Raw genomic sequence first — 25,044 nt, 5'->3', positions numbered from 1 at the left:
CGTGGAGTCGGCCGGCGGCCCGGTGCGGCGGCGACGGGTCAGTCCGCGGCCTTGAAACCGCGCAGGCGCAGGCTGTTGCCGACGACGAAGACGGAGGAGAAGGCCATGGCGGCTCCGGCGATCATCGGGTTGAGGAGTCCGGCGGCGGCGAGCGGCAGGGCGGCGACGTTGTAGGCGAAGGCCCAGAACAGGTTGGACTTGATGGTGCCGAGCGTCCTGCGGGCCAGCCGGATGGCGTCGGCGGCGGCGCGCAGGTCGCCGCGGACGAGGGTGAGGTCGCCCGCCTCGATGGCGGCGTCGGTGCCCGTGCCCATGGCGAGGCCGAGGTCGGCCTGGGCGAGCGCGGCGGCGTCGTTGACCCCGTCGCCGACCATCGCCACCGAACGCCCCTCGCCCTGGAGGCGCTTGACGACGGCGACCTTGTCCTCGGGCATGACCTCGGCGATCACGTGCTCGGGAGCGATGCCGACCTCGGCGGCCACCGCCTCGGCGACGGCCCGGTTGTCCCCGGTGAGGAGGACCGGCGTCAGGCCCAGCGCCCGCAGCCGGGTGACGGCCTCGCCGCTGGTGTCCTTGACCGCGTCGGCGACCTCCAGGACCGCCCGGGCCTCGCCGTCCCAGGCGACGGTGATCGCGGTGCGGCCCGCCGCCTCGGCATCGGCCTTGGCCCGCGCCAGCTCGGCGGGCAGTTCCATGGCCCACTCGGCGAGCAGCTTCTCGCGGCCGACCAGGACCGCATGGCCCTCGACGACGCCCTGCACGCCGAGACCGGGCACGTTGGCGAAGTCCTCGGGGGTGGGCAGGGCGCCGACCCGTTCGGTGGCGCCCGCGGCCACCGCCTGCGCGATCGGGTGCTCCGAGGCGTGCTCCAGTGCTCCGGCCAGCCGCAGCACGTCCGCCTCGTCGGTGCCGTCGGCGGTGTGCACGGCCAGCAGCGTCATGCGGCCGGTGGTGACGGTCCCGGTCTTGTCCAGGACGATGGTGTCGACCTTGCGGGTGGACTCCAGGACCTCGGGGCCCTTGATGAGGATGCCGAGCTGGGCGCCGCGCCCGGTGCCGACCATCAGCGCGGTCGGGGTGGCGAGGCCCAGCGCGCAGGGGCAGGCGATGATCAGGACGGCCACGGCGGCGGTGAACGCGGCGGCCGGTCCGGAGCCGTTGCCGAGCCAGAAGCCGAGGGTGGCCAGCGCGAGGGCGATCACGACGGGGACGAAGACGCCGGAGATGCGGTCGGCGAGCCGCTGGGCCGCGGCCTTGCCGTTCTGCGCGTCCTCCACCAGCCTGGCCATCCGCGCCAGCTGGGTGTCCGCGCCGACCCGCGTCGCCTCGACCACCAGCCGGCCGCCCGCGTTCACGGTCGCCCCGGTGACCGGGTCGCCCGCGCCGACCTCGACCGGCACCGACTCACCGGTGAGCATCGAGGCGTCGACCGCGGAGGTGCCCTCGACGACCGTGCCGTCGGTCGCGATCTTCTCGCCGGGACGGACCAGGAACCGGTCCCCGGCCTTCAGGTCCCCCACCGGGATCTGCTCCTCGCGGCCGCCCCGCAGGACCGTGACGTCCTTGGCGCCCAGCTCCAGCAGCGCCTTCAGCGCGGCACCGGCCTTGCGCTTGGACCGCGCCTCGAAGTAGCGCCCGGCGAGGATGAAGGCGGTCACGCCCGCCGCGGCCTCCAGGTAGATGTTCCCGGAGCCGTCGCCGCGGGCGATGGTCAGCTCGAAGGGGTGGGTCATGCCGGGCGTGCCCGCGGTGCCGAGGAACAGCGCCCACAGCGACCACAGGAACGCCGCCGAGGTGCCGACCGAGATCAGGGTGTCCATGGTGGCCGCGCCGTGCCGGGCGTTGGTGAACGCCGCCTTGTGGAAGGGCCAGGCCGCGTACGTCACCACGGGCGCCGCCAGCGTCAGCGACAGCCACTGCCAGTACTCGAACTGCAGCGCCGGCACCATCGCCATCGCGATCACCGGGACCGCCAGCACCACCGACGTCACCAGCCGCTGCCGCAGCGGCCGCAGTTCGTCGACGGTCTCGGCGTCCCCCGGCCCGGACCCGGCGTCGGTGCGCACCGGTTCGGGTTCGCGGGCCGTGTAGCCGGTCGCCTCGACGGTGGCGATCAGCTCCGGGACGGACACGTCGCCGGCATAGCTGACCTTCGCCTTCTCCGTCGCGTAGTTGACGGTCGCGGTGACCCCCTCCATCCGGTTCAGCTTCTTCTCGATCCGGGCGGCGCACGAGGCACAGGTCATGCCGCCGATGGCGAGTTCCACCTCGGCTGGTGCGCTGGTCGTACTGGTGGTCATGGCTGCTCCTGATGCGGGGTCGTCGGCCGGGACCCGGCGTCGCGGGTCCCGGCGGTGCGGCGGGGGAGGAGTGCGGGTCGGTCAGACGCGGCCGGTCAGCTCGTACCCGGCCTCGTCGACCACCTGGGCGATCGCGGCGTCGTCCGGCTCGGCGTCGGCGGTGACGGTGACCCGGCCGGTGTCGAGCTGGACGTCGACACCGATGACACCGTCCAGCTCGCCGATCACCCGGGTGAGGGTCGCGCTGCAGTGACCGCAGCTCATGCCGGCGACGGCGTAGGCGGTGGTGACGGGGGCGGTGACGTTCGAGGACATTGCTTCCTCCGGAAGAGTGATCGTGAATACGGGGCGGGGGTATCCGCCCCGACGAGTCCATGTATACCCCTAGGGGGTACCTGACGCAAGTGTCTCCACCGCTTGACTGATTACCCCCCGGGGGTATGGTGAGGTGCATGGAAAGGGCCTCCGAACGAGCCGGAGCCCCTGGACCGAGGAGACGACCGTCATGCACACCGGACTGAGGATCGCCGCGTTCGCCGCCGCGCTGGCCGCCACCTTCGGCACCGCCTACGGCGTCGGCACGGGGGTGGACCCGATCGTCGCGGACGGCGCCGCGCCCGCGTCCCACGACGAGCACGGCGAACCGGACGGGCCGCGTGAACCGACGCCGCGGCCGAGTGAGGGCGGCGGCCACGCAGGGCACGAGAGCACCCCGCCCGGCGGCCTGCAGATCTCCGAGGGCGGCTACACCCTCGACCTCGCCACTTCGCGCGTCACCGCCGGTCAGCGCACCGAACTGCGCTTCACGGTCCGGGACGCGAGCGGCGCGGCCGTGACCGCGTACCAGCGCGAGCACGACAAGGAACTCCACCTCGTCCTGGCCTCACGCGACCTGGTCACCTACCGCCACCTGCACCCCACCCGTGCCGCCGACGGGACCTGGAGCACCCCCGTCGACCTGCCCGCCGCGGGCGGCTACCGCGTCTTCGCCGACTTCACCCCGGCCGACGAGGGGGCGGAGAACCTCACCCTCGGCGCCGACCTGGCCGCCTCCGGCCGGTACGAGCCCGCACGGCTCCCGGCCCCGAACGGCACCGCCCGGACCGACGGTTACGAGGTCGAACTCGACGGTTCCCTGCGTCCCGGCAAGGCGAGCGAGCTGAAGCTGAAGGTGTCCCGCGACGGCGAACCCGTGGACGACCTCCAGCCCTACCTGGGCGCCTACGGCCACCTCGTCGCCCTGCGCTCCGGCGACCTCGCCTACCTCCACGTCCACCCGAACGGCGAACCCGGCGACGGCGCCACCAGGCCGGGCCCGGAGATCTCGTTCACCGCCACCGCGCCCAGCGGCGGCACCTACCGCCTCTTCCTGGACTTCCGGCACCAGGGCGAGGTCCACACCGCGGCATTCACCGTGCGGGCCGGATCGGCGACGGGCGCGCCGACCGGTGCGACGACGGAGGCCGACCCGAGCGGCACGCCGGAACACGCCGACGGACACGGGCACTGACGGGCGCCACCGCCGGGGCCGGGCGCACCTCAGGGGCCGTTCAGGCCGTGACCACCCGGACCCCGGCCTCCTCGAACCGCCCCACCAGCTCCGGGTCGGCAGCGCCGTCCGTCACCAGCGTGTCCACCGACCCGGTCGCGCAGATCCGGGCGAACGCCCGCCGGCCCAGTTTGCTGGAGTCGGCGGCCACGACGACCCGCTCGGCGCGCTCGCACAGCAGCCGGTTGATCGCGGCCTCGGCCTCGTCGTGGGCCGCGGCACCGTGCGCGACGTCGAAGGCGACGACGCCCAGGACCGCCACGTCGAGGGTCACCTGCCCCAGTACGCCGTCCGCGAGCGGGCCGATCAGCTCGTACGACTGCGCCCGGGCCACCCCGCCGGTCACCACGATCTTGAACTGCGGGCGAACGGCCAGTTCGTTGGCGATGTTGAGCGCGTTGGTCACCACGGTCAGTGCGGGGGTGCCGGAGGCCAGGTCGGCGCGCACGGCCAGGGCGCGCGCCACCTCCGTGGTGGTCGTGCCCCCGGTCAGTCCCACCGCCTCGCCGGGCGCCACCAGGGCGGCGACCGCCTGCGCGACGCGCTGCTTCTCCGAGGCGCGGCGGGCGGTCTTGTAACGCAGCGGCAGTTCGTACGACACCCCGTGCACCACCGCGCCACCGCGCGTGCGCACCAGCATCTGCTGCTCGGCGAGCCGGTCGAAGTCGCGGCGGATCGTCGCGGCCGAGACCTCCAGCTCGGTCGCCGCCTCCTCGACGTCCAGCCGGCCGCGCTCGACGAGCAGTTCCAGCAGCGCCTTCCAGCGGGCGTCGCGCGACATCCGCGCCTCCGTTCCTCGATCCCCGCCGACCCTAGCGCACCCACCCTTCCCTCGAATTGCTTGGTAGTGATCGAAAACTCGCTATATCTTGCAGAAACAAGCAGTCCGTATGAAGGGGAGTGTGCGGCATGACGTATGTCGAGGACGAGTTGAACAGCCAGCCCGCGTGCTGGACGCGCGCCGCGGCCGAGGCGGCGCGCCACACGGCGGCACTGCCGGCGGCGGGGGAGCGGGTGGCGGTCGTCGGCTGCGGCACCTCGTACTTCATGGCGCAGTCCGCGGCGGCGCTGCGCGAGGACGCGGGGCAGGGTGAGACGGACGCGTTCGCCGCCTCCGAGTTCCCGCGCGGGCGGACGTACGACCGGGTCGTGGCCCTCACCCGCTCCGGCACCACCACCGAGGTACTGGAGCTGCTCACGGAGCTGAAGGGGCGCACCCGCACCGTCGCGCTCACCGCCGATCCCGACACGCCCGTCATGGCCGCCGCCGACGACGTCGTCGTCCTCGACTTCGCCGACGAACGGTCCGTCGTGCAGACGCGGTTCGCGACCACCGCGCTCACCCTGCTCCGCGCCCACCTGGGCCTGCACACCGAGGCCGCCGTCGCCGACGCGCGCACCGCGCTCGCCGCCGAGCTGCCCGAAGAGCTCGTCGAGCGCACCCAGTTCACCTTCCTCGGCCGGGGCTGGACCGTCGGACTGGCCAACGAGGCCGGCCTGAAGATGCGCGAGGCCTCCCTGTCCTGGACCGAGGCCTACCCGGCGATGGAGTACCGGCACGGCCCCATCAGCATCAGCACCGCGGGCACGGCGACCTGGATGTTCGGCGAGGCACCCGACGGGCTGGCCGAGCAGGTCCGCGAGACCGGCGCGCTGTGGGTGCCCGGCGGGCTGGACCCGCTGGCCGAACTGGTGCGTGCCCAGCGGCTCGCCGTCGCCGTCGCCGCCGCGCGTGGCCTGGACCCGGACCGCCCGCGCCACCTGACCCGCTCGGTGATCCTCGCCCCCTGACGCCCGCTCTCCGACGCCCGCTCTCCGACGCCTGGGGGAGGAACAGACCGTGCCCCTGGCCACCACCGGCGACCTCGTCGGCCGTGCGTGCCGCCCTCGCCGCCGCCGTGCCCCCGCCCTCGGCTACTCCCTGACCGCCTTCAGCACCACGAACTTCCGGTCGCCCGCCACCAGCCGGCTGTTGCCGAACAGGCGCCGCAGCTTGACGTGGTAGCCCAGGTGCCGGTTGCCGACCACCCACAGTTCGCCGCCGGGGCGCAGCACCCGCCGCGCCCCGGTGAACATCCGCCACGCCGTGGCATCGGTCGTCGCCTGGTGGGAGTGGAACGGCGGGTTGTTCAGCACCAGGTCGACACTGCCGTCCGGCACCCCGGCCAGCCCGTCGCCGACCCGGAACTCCGCCTGGCCCGCGACCTCGTTGGCCCGGTACGTCGCCCGGGCCGAGGCCACGGCCTGGAACGACTCGTCGGTGAACAGCAGCTCCGCGTCCGGATCGGCCAGCGCCACCGCCGTACCGACCACGCCGTTGCCGCAGCCCAGATCCACCACCCGCCGGAAGCGCCCGGGGTCCGGCAGGTGGCGGAGGAAGAAGCGGGTGCCGATGTCGAGCCGGTCGGCGCAGAAGACACCGGCGTGGTTGACGACGGGGCGACCGGAGAGCTGCCCGACGTCGTCGGGCAGCCGGTAGCCGAGCGGCCAGGGGTTGGCCGGCCGCTTCAGCGCGGGATCGGGCTCCGCGAAGATCAGCCGGGCCTTCTTCACGGCCAGGGACGTCCGGGTCGGGCCGACGATCCGCTCGAACAGCCGGAGCGTCGAGGTGTGGATCTCCTTCACCATCCCGGTGCCGACCACGACCGTGCCCTCGTGCAGCGCGGGCGCCAGCCGCAGCAACTGGTCCTCCAGCAGGGCGAGGCTCTTCGGCACCCGCACCAGCAGCACGTCGACGCGGTCCGGCGGCGGGTCCTGCGTGGTGAGCAGGCGCACCGAGCCCGGCTCGACACCGCCGCGCTCCAGATTGACCCGCGTCGCCTCCCGCGCGAGGTGGGAGTCGGTGATCTGCACCGGACGGTGCGCCGCCAGCGCCGTCACCAGCGCTCCCCACCGGTCGCCGACGACCACGACCGTGCCGGACAGCGGGACCTCCCGCTCCGCAAGGTGCCCCAGCAGGTACTCGTCGGAGGCGTCCCAGGCGCGGAGCCGGTCGCGCGGGTCCTCGGGGAAGCGGGACAGCACGCGTTCGCCCCACGGAGTCGTCATGCGGTCGCCGCGGTCGTCGCGGTGGTTCGTGCTGCCGTCGTTCGTGCTGCGGTCGTTCGTGCTGCGGTCGTTCATCGTGTGTCCAGGCTAGCCGAGCCGCAGATCGGTGCCGGTCGCCCGAGGAGCGGGGCGCGGGGGCAGGATGGGGACATGGACGCCGAGCTGTTCCCCAGGAGCCGCGCCGAGACCGCGCCCGGCGCCGTCCACGTGCCGGACTGGCTGGCCCCAGAACGGCAGCGCGAACTGCTGGACGCCTGCCGCGCGTGGGCCCGCCCACCGGCCGGACTGCGCACGGTACGCACCCCCGGCGGCGGCACCATGACCGCCCGGCAGGTCTGCCTGGGCCGGCACTGGTACCCGTACGGCTACGCCGCCACTGCCGTCGACGGCGACGGCGCCCCGGTCAAGCCCTTCCCGGCCCGTCTCGACGACCTCGCCCGTCGCGCGGTGACCGAGGCGCTCGGTGCCGAGGCGGTGGCACCGGATCCGTACGACATCGCCCTGATCAACTTCTACGACGCCGACGCCCGCATGGGCATGCACCGCGACGCCGACGAGCGCTCCGACGCCCCCGTGGTCTCCCTGAGCCTCGGCGACACCTGCGTCTTCCGCTTCGGCAACCCCGAGACCCGCAACCGCCCCTATACCGACACCGAGCTGCGCAGCGGCGACCTGTTCGTCTTCGGCGGCCCCTCGCGGCTCGCGTACCACGGGGTGCCGAGGGTGTACCCGGGCACCGCGCCGCCGGAGTTGGGACTGGACGGGCGGCTGAACATCACGCTCCGGGTCAGCGGCCTCTAGGCACCCCGCGCGGACGGATCATGGGAGACTCGCCCTCATGAGCGGCAAGGCGGACCCCCGGGCGGCGGGGGAAGGGACCACCTCGAGGACGCGGCTGGACCGGGGGCGCGGTGCGCTCGGACCCGCGTTGGAGCTCGTGCACACCGGACGCGCCCCCACCCGGGCCGTCCTCACCGCGGAACTGGGCGTGACCCGGGCCACGGCGGGCGCGGTCGCCGCCGAACTGGAGGCGCTCGGCCTGATCCGGGTGGACGCCAGGCCCGGCGCGGCGGCCGGTTCCCAGGGCCGCCCCTCGCACCGTCTCTCGGTCGCCGAGGACGGGCCCGTCGCCCTCGCCGCCCAGATCCACGCCGACGGTTTCCGCGCGGCCCTGGTTGGCCTCGGGGGCCGGATCGTCGCCACCGCGCCCGGCTGCGAGGTCGTCGACGCCGACCCCGCGAAGGTGCTGGGCTCCGTCGTCGAGGCGGGCGCTGAACTCCTCGGGCAGACCGGACGGCGCTGCGTCGGCGCCGGGCTCGCCGTGCCGTCCGCCGTCGCGGAACCGGAGGGCCTGGCCCTGAACCCGCTGCACCTGGCCTGGCCGGCCGGCGCACCCGTGCGGGAGATCTTCGCGCGGCAGGTGCGGGCCGCGGGAATCCAGGGCCCCGCCTTCACCGGCAACGACGTCAACCTCGCCGCCCTCGCGGAGCACCGCCACGGTGCCGGACGCGGCGCCCGCGACCTGCTGTGCGTGGCCACCGGCCACCGCGGGGTCGGCGGCGCCCTGGTCCTGGACGGCCGCCTGCACACCGGCAGCTCCGGGCTCGCCCTGGAGGTCGGCCACCTCGCCGTCAACCCCGAAGGCCGCCCCTGCCACTGCGGCAGCCGCGGCTGCCTGGACGTGGAGACCGACCCGCTGGCCTTCCTCACGGCGGCCGGGCGGGAACCGGGACCCGAGGTGTCCCTGCTCCAGCAGTCCTACGACCTGATCCGCGAGCACTACGCCGACCCGGCCGTCCGCACCGCCACCGAGACCCTCATCGACCGCCTCGGCCTGGGCCTGGCGGGCCTGGTGAACATCCTCAACCCGGACCGCATCATCCTCGGCGGACTCCACCTGGCGCTCCTCGGCGCCGACCCCGAGCGGCTGCGCGCGGTCGTCGCCGGGCGCAGCCTGTGGGGCCAGAGCGGCGGGGTGCCGATCCTGCCCTGCGGCCTCGACCACAACAGCCTGGTCGGCGCGGCCGAGTTGGCCTGGCAGCCGGTCCTGGACGACCCGCTCGGCGTGCCGGCGTAGGCGACCGGGCGTGCCCGCGACGGCGACCGGACGTGCCCGCGGCTCAGGGCGCGGGCCGGTCCCCGCCGCTCGGGGCGTGGCTGAGGTCGACGACGCAGAAGATGTTGCCGTCCGGGTCGGCCAGGACGACGAAGTCGGGGTCGGGCGGGTACAGGTCCCATTCGACGGCCCGCGCGCCGAGGCCGATCAGCCGCCGCACCTCCGCCCGCTGCTCCTTCGCCGAGTCCGTGAACAGGTCGAGGTGGAGCCGGGGCCGGGGCTCGGGCGGCGAGTCACTGCGCAGGAGCCCGAGGGCCCGCCCGGAACCGTCCGCGTACTCCAGCGTGCGCCAGGTCTCGCTCTGCCACTCCGCCGCGGCCACCAGCGGCAGCGCGGCCGTCCAGAACGCCACCGCGCGGGGGAGATCCGTGACACCGACGACGGGGATTCCGAGCCTCAGCATGATCCCGACCCTACGTACTGCGCCAGCCCGTTGCCCAGCGACCAGTCCGCGGAGGTGTTCTCGGTCAGGGTGACGAAGACGTTGCGGGGGTCCGTCCCCGCGTACTCCTCGGCGAGTCGGGCGATCCGGCCGTACAGCGCCTGCTTCTGCCGGGTGGTCCGGCCCGCCCGCAGCGTGATCGCCACGAACACGATGCCCGCGTCGCGGCGCACGCCCGGGTAGTCGTCGTAGCGCAGGGTGCCGCGGGCGGCGTCGTGCGCGCTCAGGACCTGGAAGCGGTCGTCGGGCGGAATGCCGAGGGTCTCGACCAGGGCGTCGTGCACGGCCCGCCCGAGCGCGTCGAGCCGGCCGTCGTCGGGGCCGCCACCATGGGCGTCGATGCGGACGAAGGGCATGCGGGATCTCCTGTCGGACGGGACCGGGGCGGGGGCTGCGGGACGGGGGCTGCGGCAACGTGGAGTGTCAGTGCCAGTCGACGGCGAACGCCCGCGCCGGGTTCTCGGTGAGGACGCGCCGCACCAGCTCGTCGCCCACGGCGAGCGCGAGCCGGGGAGCCACGCGGCGCAGCAGGTACGGCATCCCCGGGCCCCCGGCGACCGACCGGGCGGACGCCGTGGTCGTGTCGCCGCCGAGCAGCAGCCGGTCGCCGAAACCCGCCTCGGCGAGGTCCCGCACGGCGTCCGGCATCCGCCAGTCGGTGGCGTGGTGGGCCCGCGACGGCCCGTCGAAGGCCAGCCAGCATCCCGACCCGGCGGCCTGTCGGTGGGTCACGGGGTCGGGGGAGCGGTTGAGGTGACCGAGGATCACCCGGTGCGGCGGGACGCCCGACTCGCCGCACAGCAGCTCCAGTACGTCCAGGGCGCCGGTGCCCAGCTCCAGGTGCACGGCGATCGGCGCCCCCGTCGCGTGGTGTGCCTCGGCCGCCGCCGACATGGTCCACCGCGCGTGCGCGTCGAGCGCGTGGAAGCCGCCCGCCACCTTGATCAGCCCGGCCCGGACGCCCGACGTCCCGATGCCCCGGGTCAGTTCGGCCACGAAGACGTCGGCGGCCCGGCCCCGCAGCGCGGCGAGCGTGTCCTGGCCGTAGTGGACGTCCTGGTGCAGCCCGGTGGCGGCCACCACGTGGACGCCGGTCTCCCGGGACAGGGCCGGCAGATCCGCGGCCCGCCGGCCCAGTCCGTACGGCGTCCACTGCACCACCGTGCCGCCGCCCCGTTCCCGGAAGGCGGCCAGCTCCGCCCGTGCCGCCGCGGCGTCGCGCAGTTCCTCGCCGGGCAGCCGGGGGCTGGCGAAGAACAGGTGGTCGTGGGCGTCGCACACCCCCAACTCCCCGCCGGGCACGTCCCCGAGGACCGTGCGGACGGCGCTCACCACTGGCGCCCCCTCGGCAGCAGGGCCCGCCCCGGTGCGGACAGGTGCAGGACCTGGAAGACCTCGCCCTCCACCCCGTCGGGCGCGTCGCCCGCGTGCAGCGAGAAGTGCACCAGCTCCCAGCGCCCGGTGTCCACGACCGCCGCGGCGAGCAGCGCCCCGTCCATGTCCGCCAGCCGTCCGGTCCGCCGCACCGCGTCCGCCGCCACCTCCGACAGCGGCACCCCTTCCGGCACCCGGTGCCGTCGCAGGACCGCGTGCCGCGCCGGGCTGCCGGCGGCGCCGCCCTCCTCGTGGGCCAGGCCCGTCCACTGCCGGACCGCGGGCCGGCCGAAGTCGTCGGTGGGCCGCTGGAAGGCGCCCTCCCAGAGGAAGGAGTTCATGCCCTCCACGGTGTGCCACAGGTAGAACGGCGCGTACTGGTTGACCGGCGAACCGTCCTTGCCCCGCTCGCGGATCAGATACGCCTTGAGCCCGAGACCGGGCCAGTCGTCCAGCAGGTGCCCGGTGCGGGCCACCCGCTCCCTGATGACGTCCATCCGATAGTCGGCGGGCAGGGTGAAGGCGTACTGCATGGCATGCACGGTTGGTGGCTCCTCCGGTCTTCTCGGGTGGGTGCGAACCCCGCTACCGGGCGCGGGACTTCGGCGGGGCGAGCAGCGAGAGCAGTCCCCGGACGCCCGCGTCGAAGGCGGCCGGCGAGCCGGAGGCACGGGCCAGCACGTAGCCGCCCTGCACGGTCGCGACGACCGCCGCCGCGATCTCCTCGCCGTCCAGCGAGGGCGCGAACTCGCCCTGCTCCCGGCCCTCCTCCACCAGCTGGGCGATCTGCTCGCGCAGCCAGTCGAGGGTCTCGTCCACCGGGGCGCGCAGGGCGTCGTCGGCGATCACGTCCGGGTCCATCGTCAGACGCCCGACCGGGCACCCGCGCAGCACGTCGCGCTCGCGCCGCAGATACGCCTCGATGCGCTCGTACGGCGTCCCCGGACCGGCGAGCACGGCCCCGGCGGCGGCCCGCATCTCCTCGGCGGTGCGCCGGATCGCGGCGAGCGCGAGGTCGGGCTTGCCCTTGAAGTGGTGGTACATACTGCCCTGCCCGGCCTCGGCCCGCTCCAGGATCGCCTTGGGGCTCGTGCCCACGTACCCGCGCTCCCACAGCAGCTCGCGGGTGGACTCGATCAGCCGTTCCGAGGTGCTCATGCACGCACTGTACATACTAGTAGTTACAGAAGTCGAGTGCGCGGAGGGAAGCGGAGGAAGCAGACCTGGGCCACCGCAGTACTCCCCGCGTCGTACGCACACTGCCGCTGGCCGTACGACGACCCGGACCCCCTCCCGGGGCGAGGCTCGGAAGCGACACAAGGGACATCGCGACCGAGGAGTTGGACGACATGGAGACCCTGGCACAGTTCGGCGACGGCGGGCCCGGCCCGTGGATCCTGCTCTTCCCGGTGATCTGGGCACTGGTCATCGGCGGCGGCATCACCCTGCTGCGCCGCACGGTGTGGCGCGGGCGCCGCGGACCCGGGCGGCCCGGCGCGGTCGAGGACAACTCGCCCATCACGGTGCTCGGCCACCGCTTCGCCTCCGGCGAGATCGACGAGGACGAGTACTGGCGGCGACTGTCCGTGCTGGACGAGCAGTTCGGCCGGACCGGCAGGGGCGGTGCGGCATGACCACGACGACCGTCACCCGGGCCGCCGCCGGGGCCGCCGCGCGGGTCGTGGACGCCGTGAAGGTGTACGGCGGTGGCGACACCGCCGTACGCGCCCTCGACGGCGTCAGCGTCGACTTCCCGGCCGGCCGCTTCACCGCCATCATGGGGCCCTCCGGCTCCGGCAAGTCCACCCTCATGCACTGCGCCGCGGGCCTCGACACGCTCACCTCGGGCACCGCCCGCATCGGCGACACCGACCTGAGCACCCTCGACGACCGCCGGCTCACCCTGCTGCGCCGCGACCGCGTCGGCTTCGTCTTCCAGGCGTTCAACCTGGTGCCGACGTTGACCGTCGCCGAGAACATCACCCTCCCCCTCGACCTCGCCGGCCGCCGGGGCGACACCGAATGGGTCGACGCGCTGATCGACGTCGTCGGACTGCGCGACCGCCTCCACCACCGGCCCGCCGAACTCTCCGGCGGGCAGCAGCAGCGCGTCGCCGTGGCCCGCGCCTTCGCCGGACGGCCGGACGTGGTCTTCGCCGACGAGCCCACCGGCAACCTCGACTCCCGCTCCGGCGGCGAGGTGCTGGGCCTCCTCGGCCGCACCGTCCGCCAGACCGGCCGCACCGTCGTCATGGTCACCCACGACCCCGTCGCCGCCGCCCACGCGGACGAGGTCGTCTTCCTCGCCGACGGACGCCTCGTCGACCGCATGGACGCGCCGACCGCCGACAAGGTCCTGGACCGGATGAAAGCCTTCGAGGTGCCGTCATGAACGCCTCCGTCCCCGTCCGGCTGAGCGTCTCCTCGCTCCGGGCCCACAAGCGCCGCTTCGCCGGGACGTTCCTCGCCGTGGTCCTCGGGGTCGCCTTCCTGGCCGGCACCCTGGTCATGGGCGACACGCTCCGCGCGAGCTTCGACACCATGTTCGGCAACGCCGCCGGCGGCACCGACGCCGTGGTGCGCAGCGCCGACGCCATCACCACACCGGGCGAGAGCCAGGGCGTACGGCAGCCGGTCGGCACCGACCTGGTGCGGACCGTCGAGCGGGTGCCCGGCGTCGCGGCCGCCGCCCCCAGCATCCAGGGCGCGGGCCAGCTCGTCGGCGCGAACGGCGACCCGATCGGCGGCCAGGGCCCGCCCACCCTGGCCGGCAACTGGATCACCGACCCGGAGCTGAACCCGTACCGTCTCGCCGAGGGCCACGCCCCGCAGAAGTCCGGCGAGGTCGTCGTCAACCGAGGCGCCGCCGACAAGGGCGGCCTGGCGATCGGCGATACCACCACGCTGCGCACGCCCGACCCCGTCGAGGTCACCGTCGTGGGTCTCGCGACCTTCGGCGGCGAGGACGGCATGGCCCAGGTGACGTTCACCGGCATGACCCGGGCCGACGCCGAGAAGTACCTCACCGCGCGGCCGGGCGAAGCGGCGAGCATCCAGGTGCGGGCCGGACCGGGCGTCGGCCAGCGGGAACTCGTCGACCGGCTCGCCCCCGTACTGCCCGACGGCGTCGAGGCCATCACGGGGCAGGAGTCGGCGGCGGAGAACACCGACATGATCTCCAGTCAGTTCCTGACCCTGTTCACGACTTTCCTGCTCGTCTTCTCCGGCATCGCCCTGCTGGTCGCGACCTTCTCGATCCACAACACCTTCGCCATCGTGGTCGCCCAGCGCACCCGCGAGAACGCCCTGCTGCGCGCCCTCGGCGCCTCCCGCCGCCAGGTCACCGCCGCCACCCTCGTCGAGGCGGCCGTCGTGGCCGTGACCGAGTCCGCCGCCGGGCTCGCGGGCGGCATCGGTATCGCGGCCGGACTCCAGGCTCTCTTCCCGGCGATCGGCTTCCCCTTCCCCGAAGGTGCCCTGGTGATCAGCGCCTTGTCGCTGCTGTTCCCGCTCGCCGTCGGCGTCGTGGTCTGCCTCGGCTCCGCCCTGCTGCCCGCCGCCCGGGCCGGCCGCACCGCACCCCTGGCCGCGCTGCGCGAGACCGCCGTCGACACCTCCGGCGCCTCCCGCGCGCGGGCGGTCACCGGCACGGCGCTGCTGGCCCTCGCCCTCGCGGTGACACTCGTCGGGGTGCTGCTCTCCCCGTCCGTGTGGCTGGCGGGACTGGGTGCCGTCCTCGCCCTGGCCGCCTTCGTGGTGCTCGGCCCGGTCGCCTCCGCCACCGCCGTACGCGTCCTCGGCGCCCCGCTGGACCGGCTGCGCGGCGTCACCGGCGTCCTCGCCCGGCGCAACGCCCTGCGCAGCCCCAAGCGCACGGCGGCCACCGCCGGGGCACTGATGATCGGCGTGGCGGTCGTGTCGCTGTTCACCGTGTTCGGGGCCTCGCTCAAGGCGACCATGGACCAGACCGTCTCCCGGTCCTTCGCGGGCGACGTCGCCGTCAGCGCGCCGTCCTTCGGCGCGGGCGGCAGCGGCCTCAGCCCGCGGCTGGCGGGCGCGGTCCAGGAACTGCCCGAGGTGGACACCGCCGTCGGCCTGGGCCGGGGCGTCGCGGAAGTGGACGGCGAGGGACGGGCGCTGACCGTCACCGACCCGGTCGCCCTGAACCGCACCTTCGACCTGGGCGCCGTCCACGGCTCACTGGACGACCTCGGCACCGACGGCATCGCGGTCACCGAGAGCCAGGCGGACCAGCAGGGCCTGACCACCGGCGACACCACGCGACTCACCTTCACCGACGGGCGCAGCGCGACCTTCACCGTCCGCGCGGTCTACGGGCAGTCCGAACTCGCCGGCGACTACGTCATCACCCGCGCGGCCTGGGCCCCGCACCGCACCCAGGACTCCGACACCCTGGTCGCCGTCGCCTTCGCGGACGGTGTGAGCGCGGAGGACGGCAAGACGGCGGTCGAGAAGGTCGCCGGCCAGTACGGCAACCCGGAGGTGCAGACCCGTGACGAGTACGCCGAGTCCTCGGCGGGCGGCATCGACATGATGCTCACCCTCGTCTACGCGCTGCTCGCCCTCGCGGTGCTCATCGCCCTGCTCGGCATCGCCAACACCCTCACCCTGGCGGTCCACGAGCGCACCCGTGAACTCGGCCTGCTGCGCGCCGTCGGGCAGACCCGGGCCCAGTTGCGGGCCATGGTCCGCTGGGAGTCCGTCCTGGTCGCCGCCTTCGGCACGGTCGGCGGGCTCGGCCTGGGCGCCTTCCTCGGCTGGGTTCTCGTGGCGGCCTCCGACGGGGCCTCGGACAGCGCCTTCGCCTTCGCCGTGCCGCCCGCGCAGCTCGCGGTGGTGGCCCTGGTCGGCCTCGCGGCCGGTGCCCTGGCGGGCCTGCGCCCGGCCCGGCGGGCGGCCCGCCTGGACGTACTGCGCGCCGTCGCCACGGAGTAGCCAGCGCCGGACCGGCGAACCCCCGGCGAACCCGGCCGCCGGTGCGGCACCCGCCCCGCCGCGTGCCACCGCCCGCCCCGCACCGCGTCCTTCCGGACGGCGCCGGAACCGCGGCGCACGGTCCGCGGCAGCGGACGGTCACCGCCCGGTCAGCCGGCAACGGCCGACCGGGCGGGAGCGGGTTGGGGGCTGCCGAGGCCGACCTCGTGCTCGACCTCGGTGAACGCGGCGGCCGGCACCTCCTCGACCAGACGGCGCGGCGGGCGGGCCGACACGGGTGGTGCGGCGGGCGGCGCGGCGGTCACGGCCGTCGGGAGCGTGAACCAGACGACCTTGCCGGACTCGCCGTCCGGCCGGGCGCCCCAGCTCTCGCTCATCGCGGCCACCATGGCGAGCCCGCGCCCACACGTGGCGAGGGGCTCGGCGTCGTCCACGACGGGCAGTCGCGCATCGTGGTCGCGCACCGAGACCGTCAGCCGGTCCAGGAGCAGTTCTATCTCCACGGTGCACGTCTTGTCGGGCCGCGCATGCAGGTGGACATTGGTCAGCAACTCCGTCACGCCGAGCACCGCACGGTCGATCAGGAGATCCATATGCCAGTAGCGCAATTGCGCAGATACGATTCTGCGGACCTGGCCGATCCGCGACGGCAGGGCTTGGAGCTCCACCGTGCAGTGTCTGCTTGGGTGAGTGATCACGGCTGCGACTCCCCGACATAGAGGTCCGGAAGAACACGGAGTTCGGATCCAGCGAGCCGCACGTGGCGCACGTCGCCCGCTGTCATGGCCGGCGGGCTGGTTCGCAGCGTTATCGCCGGTAAACCCAGAGTGACGTGAGACCAGCGTGACGCAAGGGGTGCGGCACCGCAAGTTACGGACATCTCTCAGGCGCGGCGTCCGGCCGCCCTGCGCACCGCCTCGATGAAGCGGCGGGCCGCGGGAGGCCCCGGTTCCCCGGGGGCGGGGTCGCGCTCGCCGAGGGTCAGCAGGTACCGCTTCCCGTCGAGGTCGGCCAGCGCCCGGTCCTGCGGCGCGAACCACGGGCGGGAGGCGCGCACCGCCTGCACCGGCGCGCTGTCTATCTCACTGCCGTAACTGGTCAGCAACTCCACCCGGCCACCGCTGATCCGGACCGTCCCGGCCCGGGTGAGCGAACGCAGCCGCTTGCCGATCCGCACCCCCGTGGCCCTGAACTCCGGCTCCGTCATGGCCGTCGCCCCCTCGTGCGTGTCGGTTCCGCCGCTGGCAGTCTGCCCGCACCACGCTCCGAGCACCAGTACGCGCCGGTCCTTTCCGGAGGCGACCGGAGCACTCGCGTGAATGCGCCCCCCCGTCGCGCCCCGGCCGCGTCGCCCCCCTACCCCAGGGGTGCCTTTGAGACCCCCAAAGGGGCGTTTATGCAGGTGAGAAGCGTGTGCAAGGTGTTTATGATCCAGGTGTCGGCCGCGCTGTCCGCCGTCGGCGCGCAGCGTAAGGAGCCCCGAAGTGAGCACTGACCGACAGACCGGCACCACCCTCGACGTCGACCACAGCGACGCCTCCTACCGTGCCTGGCTGAAAGAGGCCGTCCGCAAGGTCCAGGCCGACGCCAACCGCTCGGCCGACACCCATCTGCTCCTGTTCCCGCTCCCCGAGCACTGGGGCATCGACCTGTATCTGAAGGACGAGTCGACCCACCCGACCGGCAGCCTCAAGCACCGGCTCGCCCGCTCCCTGTTCCTCTACGGCCTGTGCAACGGCTGGATCCGGCCGGACCGCCCGGTGATCGAGGCGTCCAGCGGCTCGACGGCCGTCTCCGAGGCCTACTTCGCCAAGCTGGTCGGCGTCCCCTTCATCGCCGTCATGCCCCGGACGACGAGCACCGAGAAGATCCGGCTGATCGAGTTCCACGGCGGACGGTGCCACTTCGTGGACGACTCCCGGCGGATGTACGAGGAGTCGGCCCGCCTCGCGGCGGAGACCGGCGGCCACTACATGGACCAGTTCACCTACGCCGAACGCGCCACCGACTGGCGCGGCAACAACAACATCGCCGAGTCGATCTTCCGTCAGCTGCGGCTGGAACGGTATCCCGAGCCGTCCTGGATCGTCGCCACGGCCGGCACCGGCGGCACCTCGGCCACCCTCGCCCGCTACGTCCACTACATGCAGTACGACACCCGCGTCTGCGTCGCCGACCCGGACAACTCCTGCTTCTTCGAGGGCTGGACCACCGGCGACCCCGACGTGGCCTGCGACCGCGGCTCCCGCATCGAGGGCATCGGCCGGCCCCGGATGGAACCGAGCTTCGTACCCGGCGCGATCGACCGCATGATGAAGGTGCCGGACGCGGCGAGCGTCGCGGCCGTACGGTCCCTGGAGCGGGCCATCGGCCGCAAGGCGGGCGGCTCCACCGGCACCGGGCTGTGGAGCGCGTTGAAGATCGTCGCCGAGATGGTGGCCGCGGGGGACCGGGGCAGCGTCGTGACACTGCTGTGCGATCCGGGGGACCGGTACCTCGACAAGTACTACTCGGACGCCTGGCTCGCCGAACAGGGCCTCGACATCGAGCCGTACACGGCGGCGATCGAGTCCCTGCTGCGCACCGGCAGCCTGCTCGACTGAGCCGGTCGCCGGTCGCCGGTCGCCGGTCGCCCGGCTACGGCCGCCGCAGCCGACGGTCCAGCGACGTGACCGCGCTCCGGAACGCCCGCCCCAGTCCCGGACGCGCCCGGTCGAGCACGAAACGGAACGGCGCCGTACCGTCCGCCGCGAACGTCCAGCGCACCCGTGTCCCGGTCCCGGCCGGTGTCAGGCGCCACTCCTCGAGCATGGCCCGGGCCCCCGGCACGTTGGTGACGTCGACACGGTAGGCGTACACGTCGGACCGCTCGGCCGCCAGCACCGTCTCCACGAAGCGCGCACCGCCCCTGAGCCGGATCTCGCGCCCCGCGCCGTCACCGATGGGCCGGGCGAACGTCACCGCCGAGAACCACGCGGTCCAGCCCGGCACGTCCTCGGCCAGGGCACGGAAGACGGCGTCCGGAGCGGCGGCGACCTCGCGCGCGAAGACCAGGCGCACCGGCGCCGTCTCGACGAAGTCGAGACCCACCGGACGCAGACGGCGAGCCATGGACACCACCCCCTGGTGCGAAGCCGCGCACGGCGGACGATCGGCTGGGTGGCGCCACGATAGACCCGGGCGCGCCGGGTGTCAGCGGGGCGGGCCCCCCACGGCGGGCCCGCGCACGGCCGGCGCCGACGTCATTCGGCCTCCGGCTCCGGCTCGCCCGCCACGACCAGCCCGAGGTGCTCGGCGACCTCCGCGCGGGCATCCGCCGACAGGCCGGAGTCGGTGACGAGCGTGTCCACCTGCTCCAGCGCGGCGAACGAACTCAGGCCCACGACACCCCACTTGGTGTGGTCCGCGACCACCACGACACGCCGTGCCGACTGCACGAGCCGCCGGTTCGTCTCGGCCTCCGCGAGGTTCGGCGTGGACAGGCCGGCCTCGGCCGATATCCCGTGCACGCCCAGGAACAGCACGTCGAAGTGGAGCGTCGCGATCGCCTGGTCGGCGACCGGGCCCACCAGCGAGTCGGAGGGCGTGCGCACACCGCCGGTGAGCACCACCGTCGCCCCGCCCTGCCGCGCCCCCGAAGTGCGCTGCGCCACGTGGAACACGTCGGCCACCCGCACCGAGTTGGTGACCACCGTCAGCTCCGGCACGTCCACCAGCCGGTGCGCCAGCGCGTACGTCGTCGTACCGCCCGACAGGGCGATCGCGGCGCCCGGCGCGACCAGCTCCGCCGCGGCCCGCGCGATGTCCTCCTTGGCGGTCGGCTCCAGACCCGACTTGGCCTCGAACCCCGGCTCGTGCGTGCTCGCCTCGGCCACCGGGACCGCGCCGCCGTGCACCTTCTCCAGCACGCCCTGCCGGGACAGCGCGTCCAGGTCGCGGCGGACCGTCATGTCCGACACGCCGAGCTTCCGGGTCAGCTCGTTGACCCGGACCCCGCCCCGGCGGCGCACCTCGTCGAGGATCAGGGCGCGCCGCTGCTCCGCGAGGAGGTTCGGATTCTCACTCACGTACGCCCCGGTCCTTTCGCCGCAAAACCGTCCGACACGCCGCCGCACGCGCTCTGATGAGGACATCTCCTCGCACCCGTGCGCGGATGTTCCATCCTCGCACGCCCCGCCGCGACCCGCGCCACCGCCCGCCCCGGCCACCATCGGGCACACGGATCGGGGAGATTCCGTGCCGAAGGGTGTGCGGCGTCCGCGGACGGGACATCCTTGTGCCCGCACAGACAGAGCCGACGGCACGTCACGGGGGAGTGCGGACAGTGAAGAAGGCGCAGGAACGGGCCGGGACGGCCGGGCTCGACGCGAGGAGCGGCACCGCCCTGGAACTCCTGGTCCACGGAGTGGGCGGCACGACACCCGCCGAGATGCTGGACGATCCGCGCACCGTGCGGATCACCGGCGACCACGTCGCGGCCGTCTTCCGGCGCACCGAGGACGCCGACGCCGAGTCCCGGCCCGAGGACTACCGGGGCCGGCCGGTCCCCGAGGCCTACGTCTGGTGCAACCTGACCTCCGGCAACGGCGCCCGCGCCCTGTGGCTGCTGCTCCTGCCCTTCATGGTGGTCAACATCGCCCACTGGATGCGGCCCGCCGCCCACGGCCGGATCCGCACGGTCCGCCTCTACGGACTGCTGCTGCGGCTCGCGGGCCTGACCCTGACGGTGCTGCTGGTCGCCGCCGCCTGCGAGGTCGCCCTCGACCTCGTGGCCTGGCAGTGCGCGGGCTCGCGCCCGTGCGCCGAGCGGCACTCCTGGCTGGGCTTCCTGTCACCGGCACTGTCGGAGGGCGGCTGGTGGAGCGCGCCCGGCCGCAGGCTCGCCCTCGCGGCCGCGGTGCCCGCCGCCCTGACCGGGCTGCTGTGGTACCTCTCGCTGCGCACCTGGCGGGCGTACGAGTCCCAGCAGCCGATGGACCGCGAGGCCGGCCCCGAGGAGGACCCCCGCCGCGCCGCGCTGGGCCGCCCCGGGTTCTGGTACGGGCGCCGCCTGGTGGCCCGGCTGCGCGCCGCGCACACCGCCGCCGGTCTGCTGACCGTCGCCGTGGCGGTGGCCGCCCCGGCGGCCCGCTTCGACCGCCGGCCGGGCGGGCCCGCGCTGCTCGACACGCTCGGATGGGCGCTGCTGGGAGCGATGGCCGCGGGGGCGGTGACCGTGGTCGCGGCGGTGTGCCGACGCGGCCGCAGTGAGCGGCTCATCGACCGGACACTCGACGAGCACCTCGTCCGCCGCCTGCCGCTCGCCGCCCTCCTCCTGTTCGTCCTCGCCCTGCTCTACGCCGGCTGGGCCCGCCCGGACTGGACCTCGGGCGGCCGGCTGTCCGGGAACACCGCCTTCGGCGGCATCGCCCTGGTCCAGGGTCTGCTGGTCGTCGCCCTGGCCGTGGTCGCCCACCTGCTCCACCGCAGCCGCCCCGACGCCCGCGCCGCGATCCGCGGCCTCGGCGGCCCCGCCGTCGCCATGCTGGCCTGCGCGCTGGGCGGCGTGATGTCCGGCGGCGTCGCCCAGCGCGTCGCCGACTGGATGGACGGCACCGGCACCTCCCTCGACGGCCCGCCCGTCCTGCTGACCTGGCAGGCGTCCGTCATCCCGCCGCTGCTCGTCGTGGTCCTGCTGATGTGCGCCGCGCTCGCCCTGCACACCCTGCGCCTCGCCCGCGCGGAACGGGACGCCGTGGAAGGCGACCACCCGGGGGAGGCCGGAGACCCGGGGCGCACCCGGCGCATCGCCCTCAGCCGCGCCATGGCCACCCTCACCGACCGGGCGCCCCTCATCGTCGCCATCACCTCCGCCGCCACCCTGCTCCTCGGCGCCGGAGCCCTGGTGGGCGCCCTGACGACCGGCCAGGTGCCCGGCGAGGCCGCGCGCGGCACGTACGCCGTCGTCCAGGGGGCCGCGCAGACCGCGCAGGATCTGGGGTCCTGGCTGATCGGCCTCGGCTTCATACTGTTCGTCACCTGGGGCAGGCGCGCCTACAAGGACGCCTCCGCGCGGCGCACCATCGGCATCCTGTGGGACGTCGGCACCTTCTGGCCGCGCGCCGCGCACCCCTTCGCACCGCCCTGCTACGCCGAGCGCGCGGTGCCCGACCTGACCTGGCGGATGGCGACCTGGACCCGCGCCACCGGCGGCCGGCTGGTCATCTCCGGGCACTCGCAGGGCAGCGTCCTCGCCGCCGCCGCGTCCTGGCAGCTCGAACCGTCCGCCCGCGGGCGCGTCGCCCTGCTCACCTACGGCTCCCCGCTGGAGCGGCTGTACGGCCGCTGGTTCCCGGCCCACTTCGGTCCCGACGCGCTCGCCTCGCTGCACGAGGAGGTCGACTGCTGGCGCAACCTCTACCGGCGCACCGACCCCATCGGCGGCCCGATGCGGCTGCCGGGCGACGCGGGCCCCGCGGTGGACCGCGCACCCCTCAGGGACCCGCTGACGTACGGCCGGACCGAACTCCACCCGCTGCCGGCGCCGATCCTCGGCCACTCCGACTACCAGGCCGACCCGGTCTTCGCCGAGGAACGCGGACGGCTGCTGGCCCGATTGCGCCCGGAGCTGCCGGCACCGCGCCACACCGGAGGCGCCGCCGTCACCGTCCCGGCGGCCGACGGCACGGCAGGGGACTGCTAGTACGCGGGGGACTGCCAATACGTGGGGGGACGCCAGTGCGCGGGAGACTCCCAGTACCCGGCCCGGCGCCCCGCTCCGGCTCTGCTACGGCAGGCCGGGCAGGTCGTCGGGGTACAGCAGCGTCAGGTCGTCCGTGCTGGGGTCGGCCAGCTGGGCGACCCGGCTCGCGTGCCGCTCCACCATCGCCTCGAAGGTCTGGCGGGCGGTGCGGCCGTTGCCGAAGGCCGGGCCCTTGGGGATCTCCGTGAAGTACTTCGTCAGCGCCTCGGACGTGCCCGGCGCCAGCCGGTACTCGTGCTCGTCGGCCTGCTGCTCCACGATCCGCAGCAGCTCCCCGGGACCGTAGTCCCCGAAGGTGATGGTGCGTGAGAAGCGGGACGCCACACCGGGGTTGACGGACAGGAAGCGCTCCATCTCCGCCGTGTACCCCGCGACGATCACGACGACGGACTCCCGCTGGTCCTCCATCAGCTTGACCAGCGTGTCGATGGCCTCCTTGCCGAAGTCCCGGCCCGCGTCCTCGGGGGAGAGCGCGTACGCCTCGTCGATGAACAGCACGCCGCCGTGCGCCCGCTGGAACGCCTCCTGGGTGCGGATCGCCGTGGAGCCGATGTGCTCGCCCACCAGGTCCACCCGGGACACCTCGACCAGGTGGCCCTTGTCCAGCACGCCGAGCGAGGCGAGGATCTCGCCGTACAGCCGGGCGACGGTCGTCTTGCCGGTGCCGGGCGAGCCGGTGAAGACCAGGTGCCGCTTGACCGACGCGGCCTTCAGGCCCGCCCGCTGCCGGCGCCGGCCCACCTCGATCATGTCGGTCAGCGCCCGTACCTCGCGCTTGACGCTGTCCAGGCCCACCAGGGCGTCCAGTTCGCCCAGGACGGCCTTCGAGGTCCGGGAAGGCTCCGGTGGTGCGGCGGCCGCGATCAGCGGCTCCTGCTCGGTGGTGCGCTGCCCGGGGATCGAGCCCAGCAGACCGGGGGACTGGGCCGCCGTCTGCACCACCGGCTCGGGCGCGGAGGGTGCCGTCAGGCCGGTGCTCTCGTCGCCGGTGCAGTCCTCGACGAGCGGCCCGGAGTCGTACGCCGTGTCGGGGCCGCCGTCCGCGAACTCGTAACCTCCGCGCGCGCACCGCTCCGTGCGGCACTTCCGCAACGTCGTACGACAGCCGTCGATCACGTGGAAGCCGTAGCCCGCGCTGCCCGTGACACGGCAGTTCAGGAAGCTGCCGCGGCCGCCGGCCGATACATAGACGCCGGCCTCGGAGGGGGAGTCGACCGTGCAGCGCTCGATGGTGGGGTCGGCGCCCTTGGTGACGATCACCCCGGTGCGATTGCCGTCCAGGGTGCAGTTGTTCAGGGTGCCGCCGCTGCCGTGGTCGCGGAACCAGGCGCCCGTGGCGGCGTCCCGGATGCGGCAGTCGTCGAGCTGCGCGGTGGCGCCGTCGCTCACCGACACGGCGGTGTTGCGCACCTGGGAGAGGTCGCTGTCGACGACGTCCACGCGCGAGCCGCGGTCCAGGACGAACAGCGCGTCCGGCACGTCGTGCACCCGGCAGGAGTCGAGCACCGCGGTGGCACCGTCACTGACCCAGACCGCCGGGTAGTCGCCGGTGCTGTCGAAGATCTCGCACTGGTTGGCGTCCACCCGCGTGCCCGGGTCCCACACCGACAGGCCGTTGCGCCCGAACTGCCGCACGGTGGTGCGGGTCAGGGTGAGGACCGAGCGGGACCTGAGGTCGACCGCGTTCTCCGGGATGTCGTGGATGCGGCAGTCGGCGAGGGTGAGCACCGCGTCCGTGTCCAGCGTGACACCGTCGCCGGTGGTGCGGTGCACGTCGCAGTCGGTCAGGTGGGCCGTGGCCCGGGCGGTCACCTGCACGCCGCTGCCCCGCACTTCGTAGACCTCGCAGCCCACCGCCTCGAGCGCGGAGCCCTCGCCCGTCGCCGTCAGTCCGGAACCGGCCGCGTGGTGCACCCGGCAGCGCTCGAGGCGGGGGTGGGCGCCGGAGCGCACCGCGACGCCCGCCTGGCCGGCCGCGACCACCTCGCACTCCTCGAACACGCCGCCCCCGCCGTCCAGCACGGCGATGCCGACACCGGCCGGATTGTCGACGGTGCAGCGCCGCACCGTGGGACGCGCGCCGCGCACCTCTATCCCGGAGGCGGACCGCGCGACGACCCTGAGGCCCGTCAGCTCCGGCGTACCGTCCTCCACCAGGACCGCGGGCGCCGCCGCGTCCTGGCCCTCGACGTGCAGGTCCTGGATCACCGCCGAGGCGCGCACGGTCAGCGGGACGCCGTCGGCCGGCGCGATGCGCACCGAACCCTGGGCGCCCTCGGGCCCGCGCAGGGTCACCGCGCGCTGGACGACGAGGTTCTCCCGGTAGGTCCCGGGGGCGACGGTGAGGACGTCACCGTCGGCCGCGGCCTCCAGGGCGGCGGCGAGCGATGCGTACTCCCCCGTGCGGCGCCGCCACCGCGAGGTGCCGGTGTGCGTCACCTGGACCGTGCCCTGTGCCATGGCGTTGCTGTGCCCCCACCTCGTCGTACGCGGGTCGTCGCCGATTCGGTTCGGCCG

The 25,044-nt window shown here is 74.3% G+C and carries 23 protein-coding genes; 9 read left to right on the top strand and 14 right to left on the bottom strand.

Going from position 1 to position 25,044, the window contains the following annotated elements; all coding sequences use genetic code 11:
* Positions 1 to 38: 38 nt before the first annotated feature.
* Together ACH4D3_RS24320 and ACH4D3_RS24315 are read right to left on the bottom strand one after the other, a co-directional pair.
* Positions 39 to 2,300: a heavy metal translocating P-type ATPase gene (locus tag ACH4D3_RS24320; protein WP_398325467.1), complete on the bottom strand. Its 2,262-nt coding sequence runs from the start codon at positions 2,298 to 2,300 to the stop codon at positions 39 to 41.
* An 81-nt stretch (positions 2,301 to 2,381) separates the two neighbouring features.
* A complete protein-coding gene (locus ACH4D3_RS24315; RefSeq protein WP_398325464.1) occupies positions 2,382 to 2,615 on the bottom strand; it encodes a heavy-metal-associated domain-containing protein in 234 nt (77 codons plus the stop codon).
* Positions 2,616 to 2,805: 190 nt separating this feature from the next.
* On the opposite strand from ACH4D3_RS24315, the gene ACH4D3_RS24310 reads away from it, so the two are divergent.
* Positions 2,806 to 3,810 carry a hypothetical protein gene (locus ACH4D3_RS24310; RefSeq protein WP_398325462.1) on the top strand — a complete coding sequence of 335 codons (1,005 nt, stop codon included), beginning with the start codon at positions 2,806 to 2,808 and terminating at the stop codon, positions 3,808 to 3,810.
* Between the two features lie 40 nt (positions 3,811 to 3,850).
* Here the strand turns inward: ACH4D3_RS24310 and ACH4D3_RS24305 are convergent, their stop codons facing one another.
* The gene (locus tag ACH4D3_RS24305) at positions 3,851 to 4,630 is read right to left on the bottom strand and encodes a DeoR/GlpR family DNA-binding transcription regulator (protein ID WP_398325459.1); all 780 of its coding nucleotides are present in this window, start codon (positions 4,628 to 4,630) and stop codon (positions 3,851 to 3,853) included.
* Between the two features lie 128 nt (positions 4,631 to 4,758).
* Between ACH4D3_RS24305 and ACH4D3_RS24300 the strand changes: the two genes are divergently transcribed.
* Positions 4,759 to 5,640 carry an SIS domain-containing protein gene (locus tag ACH4D3_RS24300; RefSeq protein ID WP_398325456.1) on the top strand — a complete coding sequence of 294 codons (882 nt, stop codon included), beginning with the start codon at positions 4,759 to 4,761 and terminating at the stop codon, positions 5,638 to 5,640.
* A gap of 123 nt (positions 5,641 to 5,763) precedes the next feature.
* On the opposite strand, the gene ACH4D3_RS24295 is transcribed toward ACH4D3_RS24300, so the two are convergent.
* Entirely contained in the window at positions 5,764 to 6,897 is a 1,134-nt protein-coding gene (locus tag ACH4D3_RS24295) for a methyltransferase (RefSeq protein ID WP_398326375.1), read from the bottom strand.
* Positions 6,898 to 7,047: 150 nt separating this feature from the next.
* On the opposite strand from ACH4D3_RS24295, the gene ACH4D3_RS24290 reads away from it, so the two are divergent.
* Positions 7,048 to 7,698, top strand: coding sequence for an alpha-ketoglutarate-dependent dioxygenase AlkB family protein (locus tag ACH4D3_RS24290; protein WP_398325453.1), 651 nt, complete (start codon positions 7,048 to 7,050; stop codon positions 7,696 to 7,698).
* Positions 7,699 to 7,735: 37 nt separating this feature from the next.
* Positions 7,736 to 8,974, top strand: coding sequence for an ROK family protein (locus ACH4D3_RS24285; RefSeq protein ID WP_398325450.1), 1,239 nt, complete (start codon positions 7,736 to 7,738; stop codon positions 8,972 to 8,974).
* Between the two features lie 43 nt (positions 8,975 to 9,017).
* On the opposite strand, the gene ACH4D3_RS24280 is transcribed toward ACH4D3_RS24285, so the two are convergent.
* From ACH4D3_RS24280 to ACH4D3_RS24260, 5 genes are all read right to left on the bottom strand, one after another.
* Complete coding sequence (locus ACH4D3_RS24280) at positions 9,018 to 9,416, bottom strand: VOC family protein (protein ID WP_398325447.1); 399 nt, start codon at positions 9,414 to 9,416, stop codon at positions 9,018 to 9,020.
* Positions 9,410 to 9,811 (bottom strand): tautomerase family protein, encoded by a 402-nt coding sequence (locus ACH4D3_RS24275; RefSeq protein WP_398325444.1) that lies wholly within the window; start codon positions 9,809 to 9,811, stop codon positions 9,410 to 9,412. Before ACH4D3_RS24275 ends, ACH4D3_RS24280 begins: the two co-directional genes overlap by 7 nt.
* Before the next feature lie 67 nt (positions 9,812 to 9,878).
* On the bottom strand, positions 9,879 to 10,787 hold the full coding sequence (locus ACH4D3_RS24270) for a phosphotriesterase (protein ID WP_398325441.1): 909 nt from the start codon (positions 10,785 to 10,787) through the stop codon (positions 9,879 to 9,881).
* Entirely contained in the window at positions 10,784 to 11,371 is a 588-nt protein-coding gene (locus ACH4D3_RS24265; RefSeq protein WP_398325438.1) for a DUF4865 family protein, read from the bottom strand. The genes ACH4D3_RS24270 and ACH4D3_RS24265 overlap by 4 nt, the downstream gene beginning before the upstream one ends.
* A 43-nt stretch (positions 11,372 to 11,414) precedes the next feature.
* Positions 11,415 to 12,002, bottom strand: coding sequence for a TetR/AcrR family transcriptional regulator (locus ACH4D3_RS24260; protein WP_398325435.1), 588 nt, complete (start codon positions 12,000 to 12,002; stop codon positions 11,415 to 11,417).
* 176 nt (positions 12,003 to 12,178) lie between these two features.
* Between ACH4D3_RS24260 and ACH4D3_RS24255 the strand changes: the two genes are divergently transcribed.
* The 3 genes from ACH4D3_RS24255 to ACH4D3_RS24245 are packed head-to-tail and all read left to right on the top strand — an operon-like array spanning position 12,179 to position 15,785.
* On the top strand, positions 12,179 to 12,463 hold the full coding sequence (locus tag ACH4D3_RS24255) for an SHOCT domain-containing protein (RefSeq protein ID WP_102929345.1): 285 nt from the start codon (positions 12,179 to 12,181) through the stop codon (positions 12,461 to 12,463).
* Complete coding sequence (locus ACH4D3_RS24250; RefSeq protein WP_398325432.1) at positions 12,460 to 13,221, top strand: ABC transporter ATP-binding protein; 762 nt, start codon at positions 12,460 to 12,462, stop codon at positions 13,219 to 13,221. The genes ACH4D3_RS24255 and ACH4D3_RS24250 overlap by 4 nt, the downstream gene beginning before the upstream one ends.
* Complete coding sequence (locus tag ACH4D3_RS24245) at positions 13,218 to 15,785, top strand: ABC transporter permease (RefSeq protein WP_398325429.1); 2,568 nt, start codon at positions 13,218 to 13,220, stop codon at positions 15,783 to 15,785. Before ACH4D3_RS24250 ends, ACH4D3_RS24245 begins: the two co-directional genes overlap by 4 nt.
* A gap of 149 nt (positions 15,786 to 15,934) precedes the next feature.
* Here ACH4D3_RS24245 and ACH4D3_RS24240 read toward each other — a convergent pair whose 3' ends face one another.
* Positions 15,935 to 16,483, bottom strand: a complete 549-nt coding sequence (locus ACH4D3_RS24240) for an ATP-binding protein (protein ID WP_398325426.1) — start codon at positions 16,481 to 16,483, stop codon at positions 15,935 to 15,937.
* Between the two features lie 185 nt (positions 16,484 to 16,668).
* Positions 16,669 to 16,992, bottom strand: a complete 324-nt coding sequence (locus tag ACH4D3_RS24235; RefSeq protein ID WP_361013119.1) for a hypothetical protein — start codon at positions 16,990 to 16,992, stop codon at positions 16,669 to 16,671.
* Between the two features lie 277 nt (positions 16,993 to 17,269).
* Between ACH4D3_RS24235 and ACH4D3_RS24230 the strand changes: the two genes are divergently transcribed.
* Positions 17,270 to 18,388 (top strand): PLP-dependent cysteine synthase family protein, encoded by a 1,119-nt coding sequence (locus ACH4D3_RS24230; RefSeq protein ID WP_398325423.1) that lies wholly within the window; start codon positions 17,270 to 17,272, stop codon positions 18,386 to 18,388.
* A 34-nt stretch (positions 18,389 to 18,422) separates the two neighbouring features.
* Here ACH4D3_RS24230 and ACH4D3_RS24225 read toward each other — a convergent pair whose 3' ends face one another.
* Complete coding sequence (locus ACH4D3_RS24225) at positions 18,423 to 18,896, bottom strand: SRPBCC family protein (protein ID WP_398325420.1); 474 nt, start codon at positions 18,894 to 18,896, stop codon at positions 18,423 to 18,425.
* Positions 18,897 to 19,027: 131 nt separating this feature from the next.
* Positions 19,028 to 19,852 (bottom strand): DeoR/GlpR family DNA-binding transcription regulator, encoded by an 825-nt coding sequence (locus tag ACH4D3_RS24220; RefSeq protein ID WP_398325417.1) that lies wholly within the window; start codon positions 19,850 to 19,852, stop codon positions 19,028 to 19,030.
* Between the two features lie 257 nt (positions 19,853 to 20,109).
* On the opposite strand from ACH4D3_RS24220, the gene ACH4D3_RS24215 reads away from it, so the two are divergent.
* Positions 20,110 to 22,467 carry a hypothetical protein gene (locus ACH4D3_RS24215; protein ID WP_398325414.1) on the top strand — a complete coding sequence of 786 codons (2,358 nt, stop codon included), beginning with the start codon at positions 20,110 to 20,112 and terminating at the stop codon, positions 22,465 to 22,467.
* 84 nt (positions 22,468 to 22,551) lie between these two features.
* On the opposite strand, the gene ACH4D3_RS24210 is transcribed toward ACH4D3_RS24215, so the two are convergent.
* Entirely contained in the window at positions 22,552 to 24,987 is a 2,436-nt protein-coding gene (locus tag ACH4D3_RS24210) for a right-handed parallel beta-helix repeat-containing protein (RefSeq protein ID WP_398325411.1), read from the bottom strand.
* Between the last annotated feature and the right edge of the window lie 57 nt (positions 24,988 to 25,044).

This window comes from Streptomyces sp. NPDC018026, from assembly GCF_044327745.1.
Taxonomy (GTDB): Bacteria; Actinomycetota; Actinomycetes; order Streptomycetales; family Streptomycetaceae; genus Streptomyces; species Streptomyces rubrogriseus.
The sequence above is the reverse complement of the archived record's forward strand: the minus strand, read 5'-3'. Positions and strand labels throughout refer to the sequence as shown.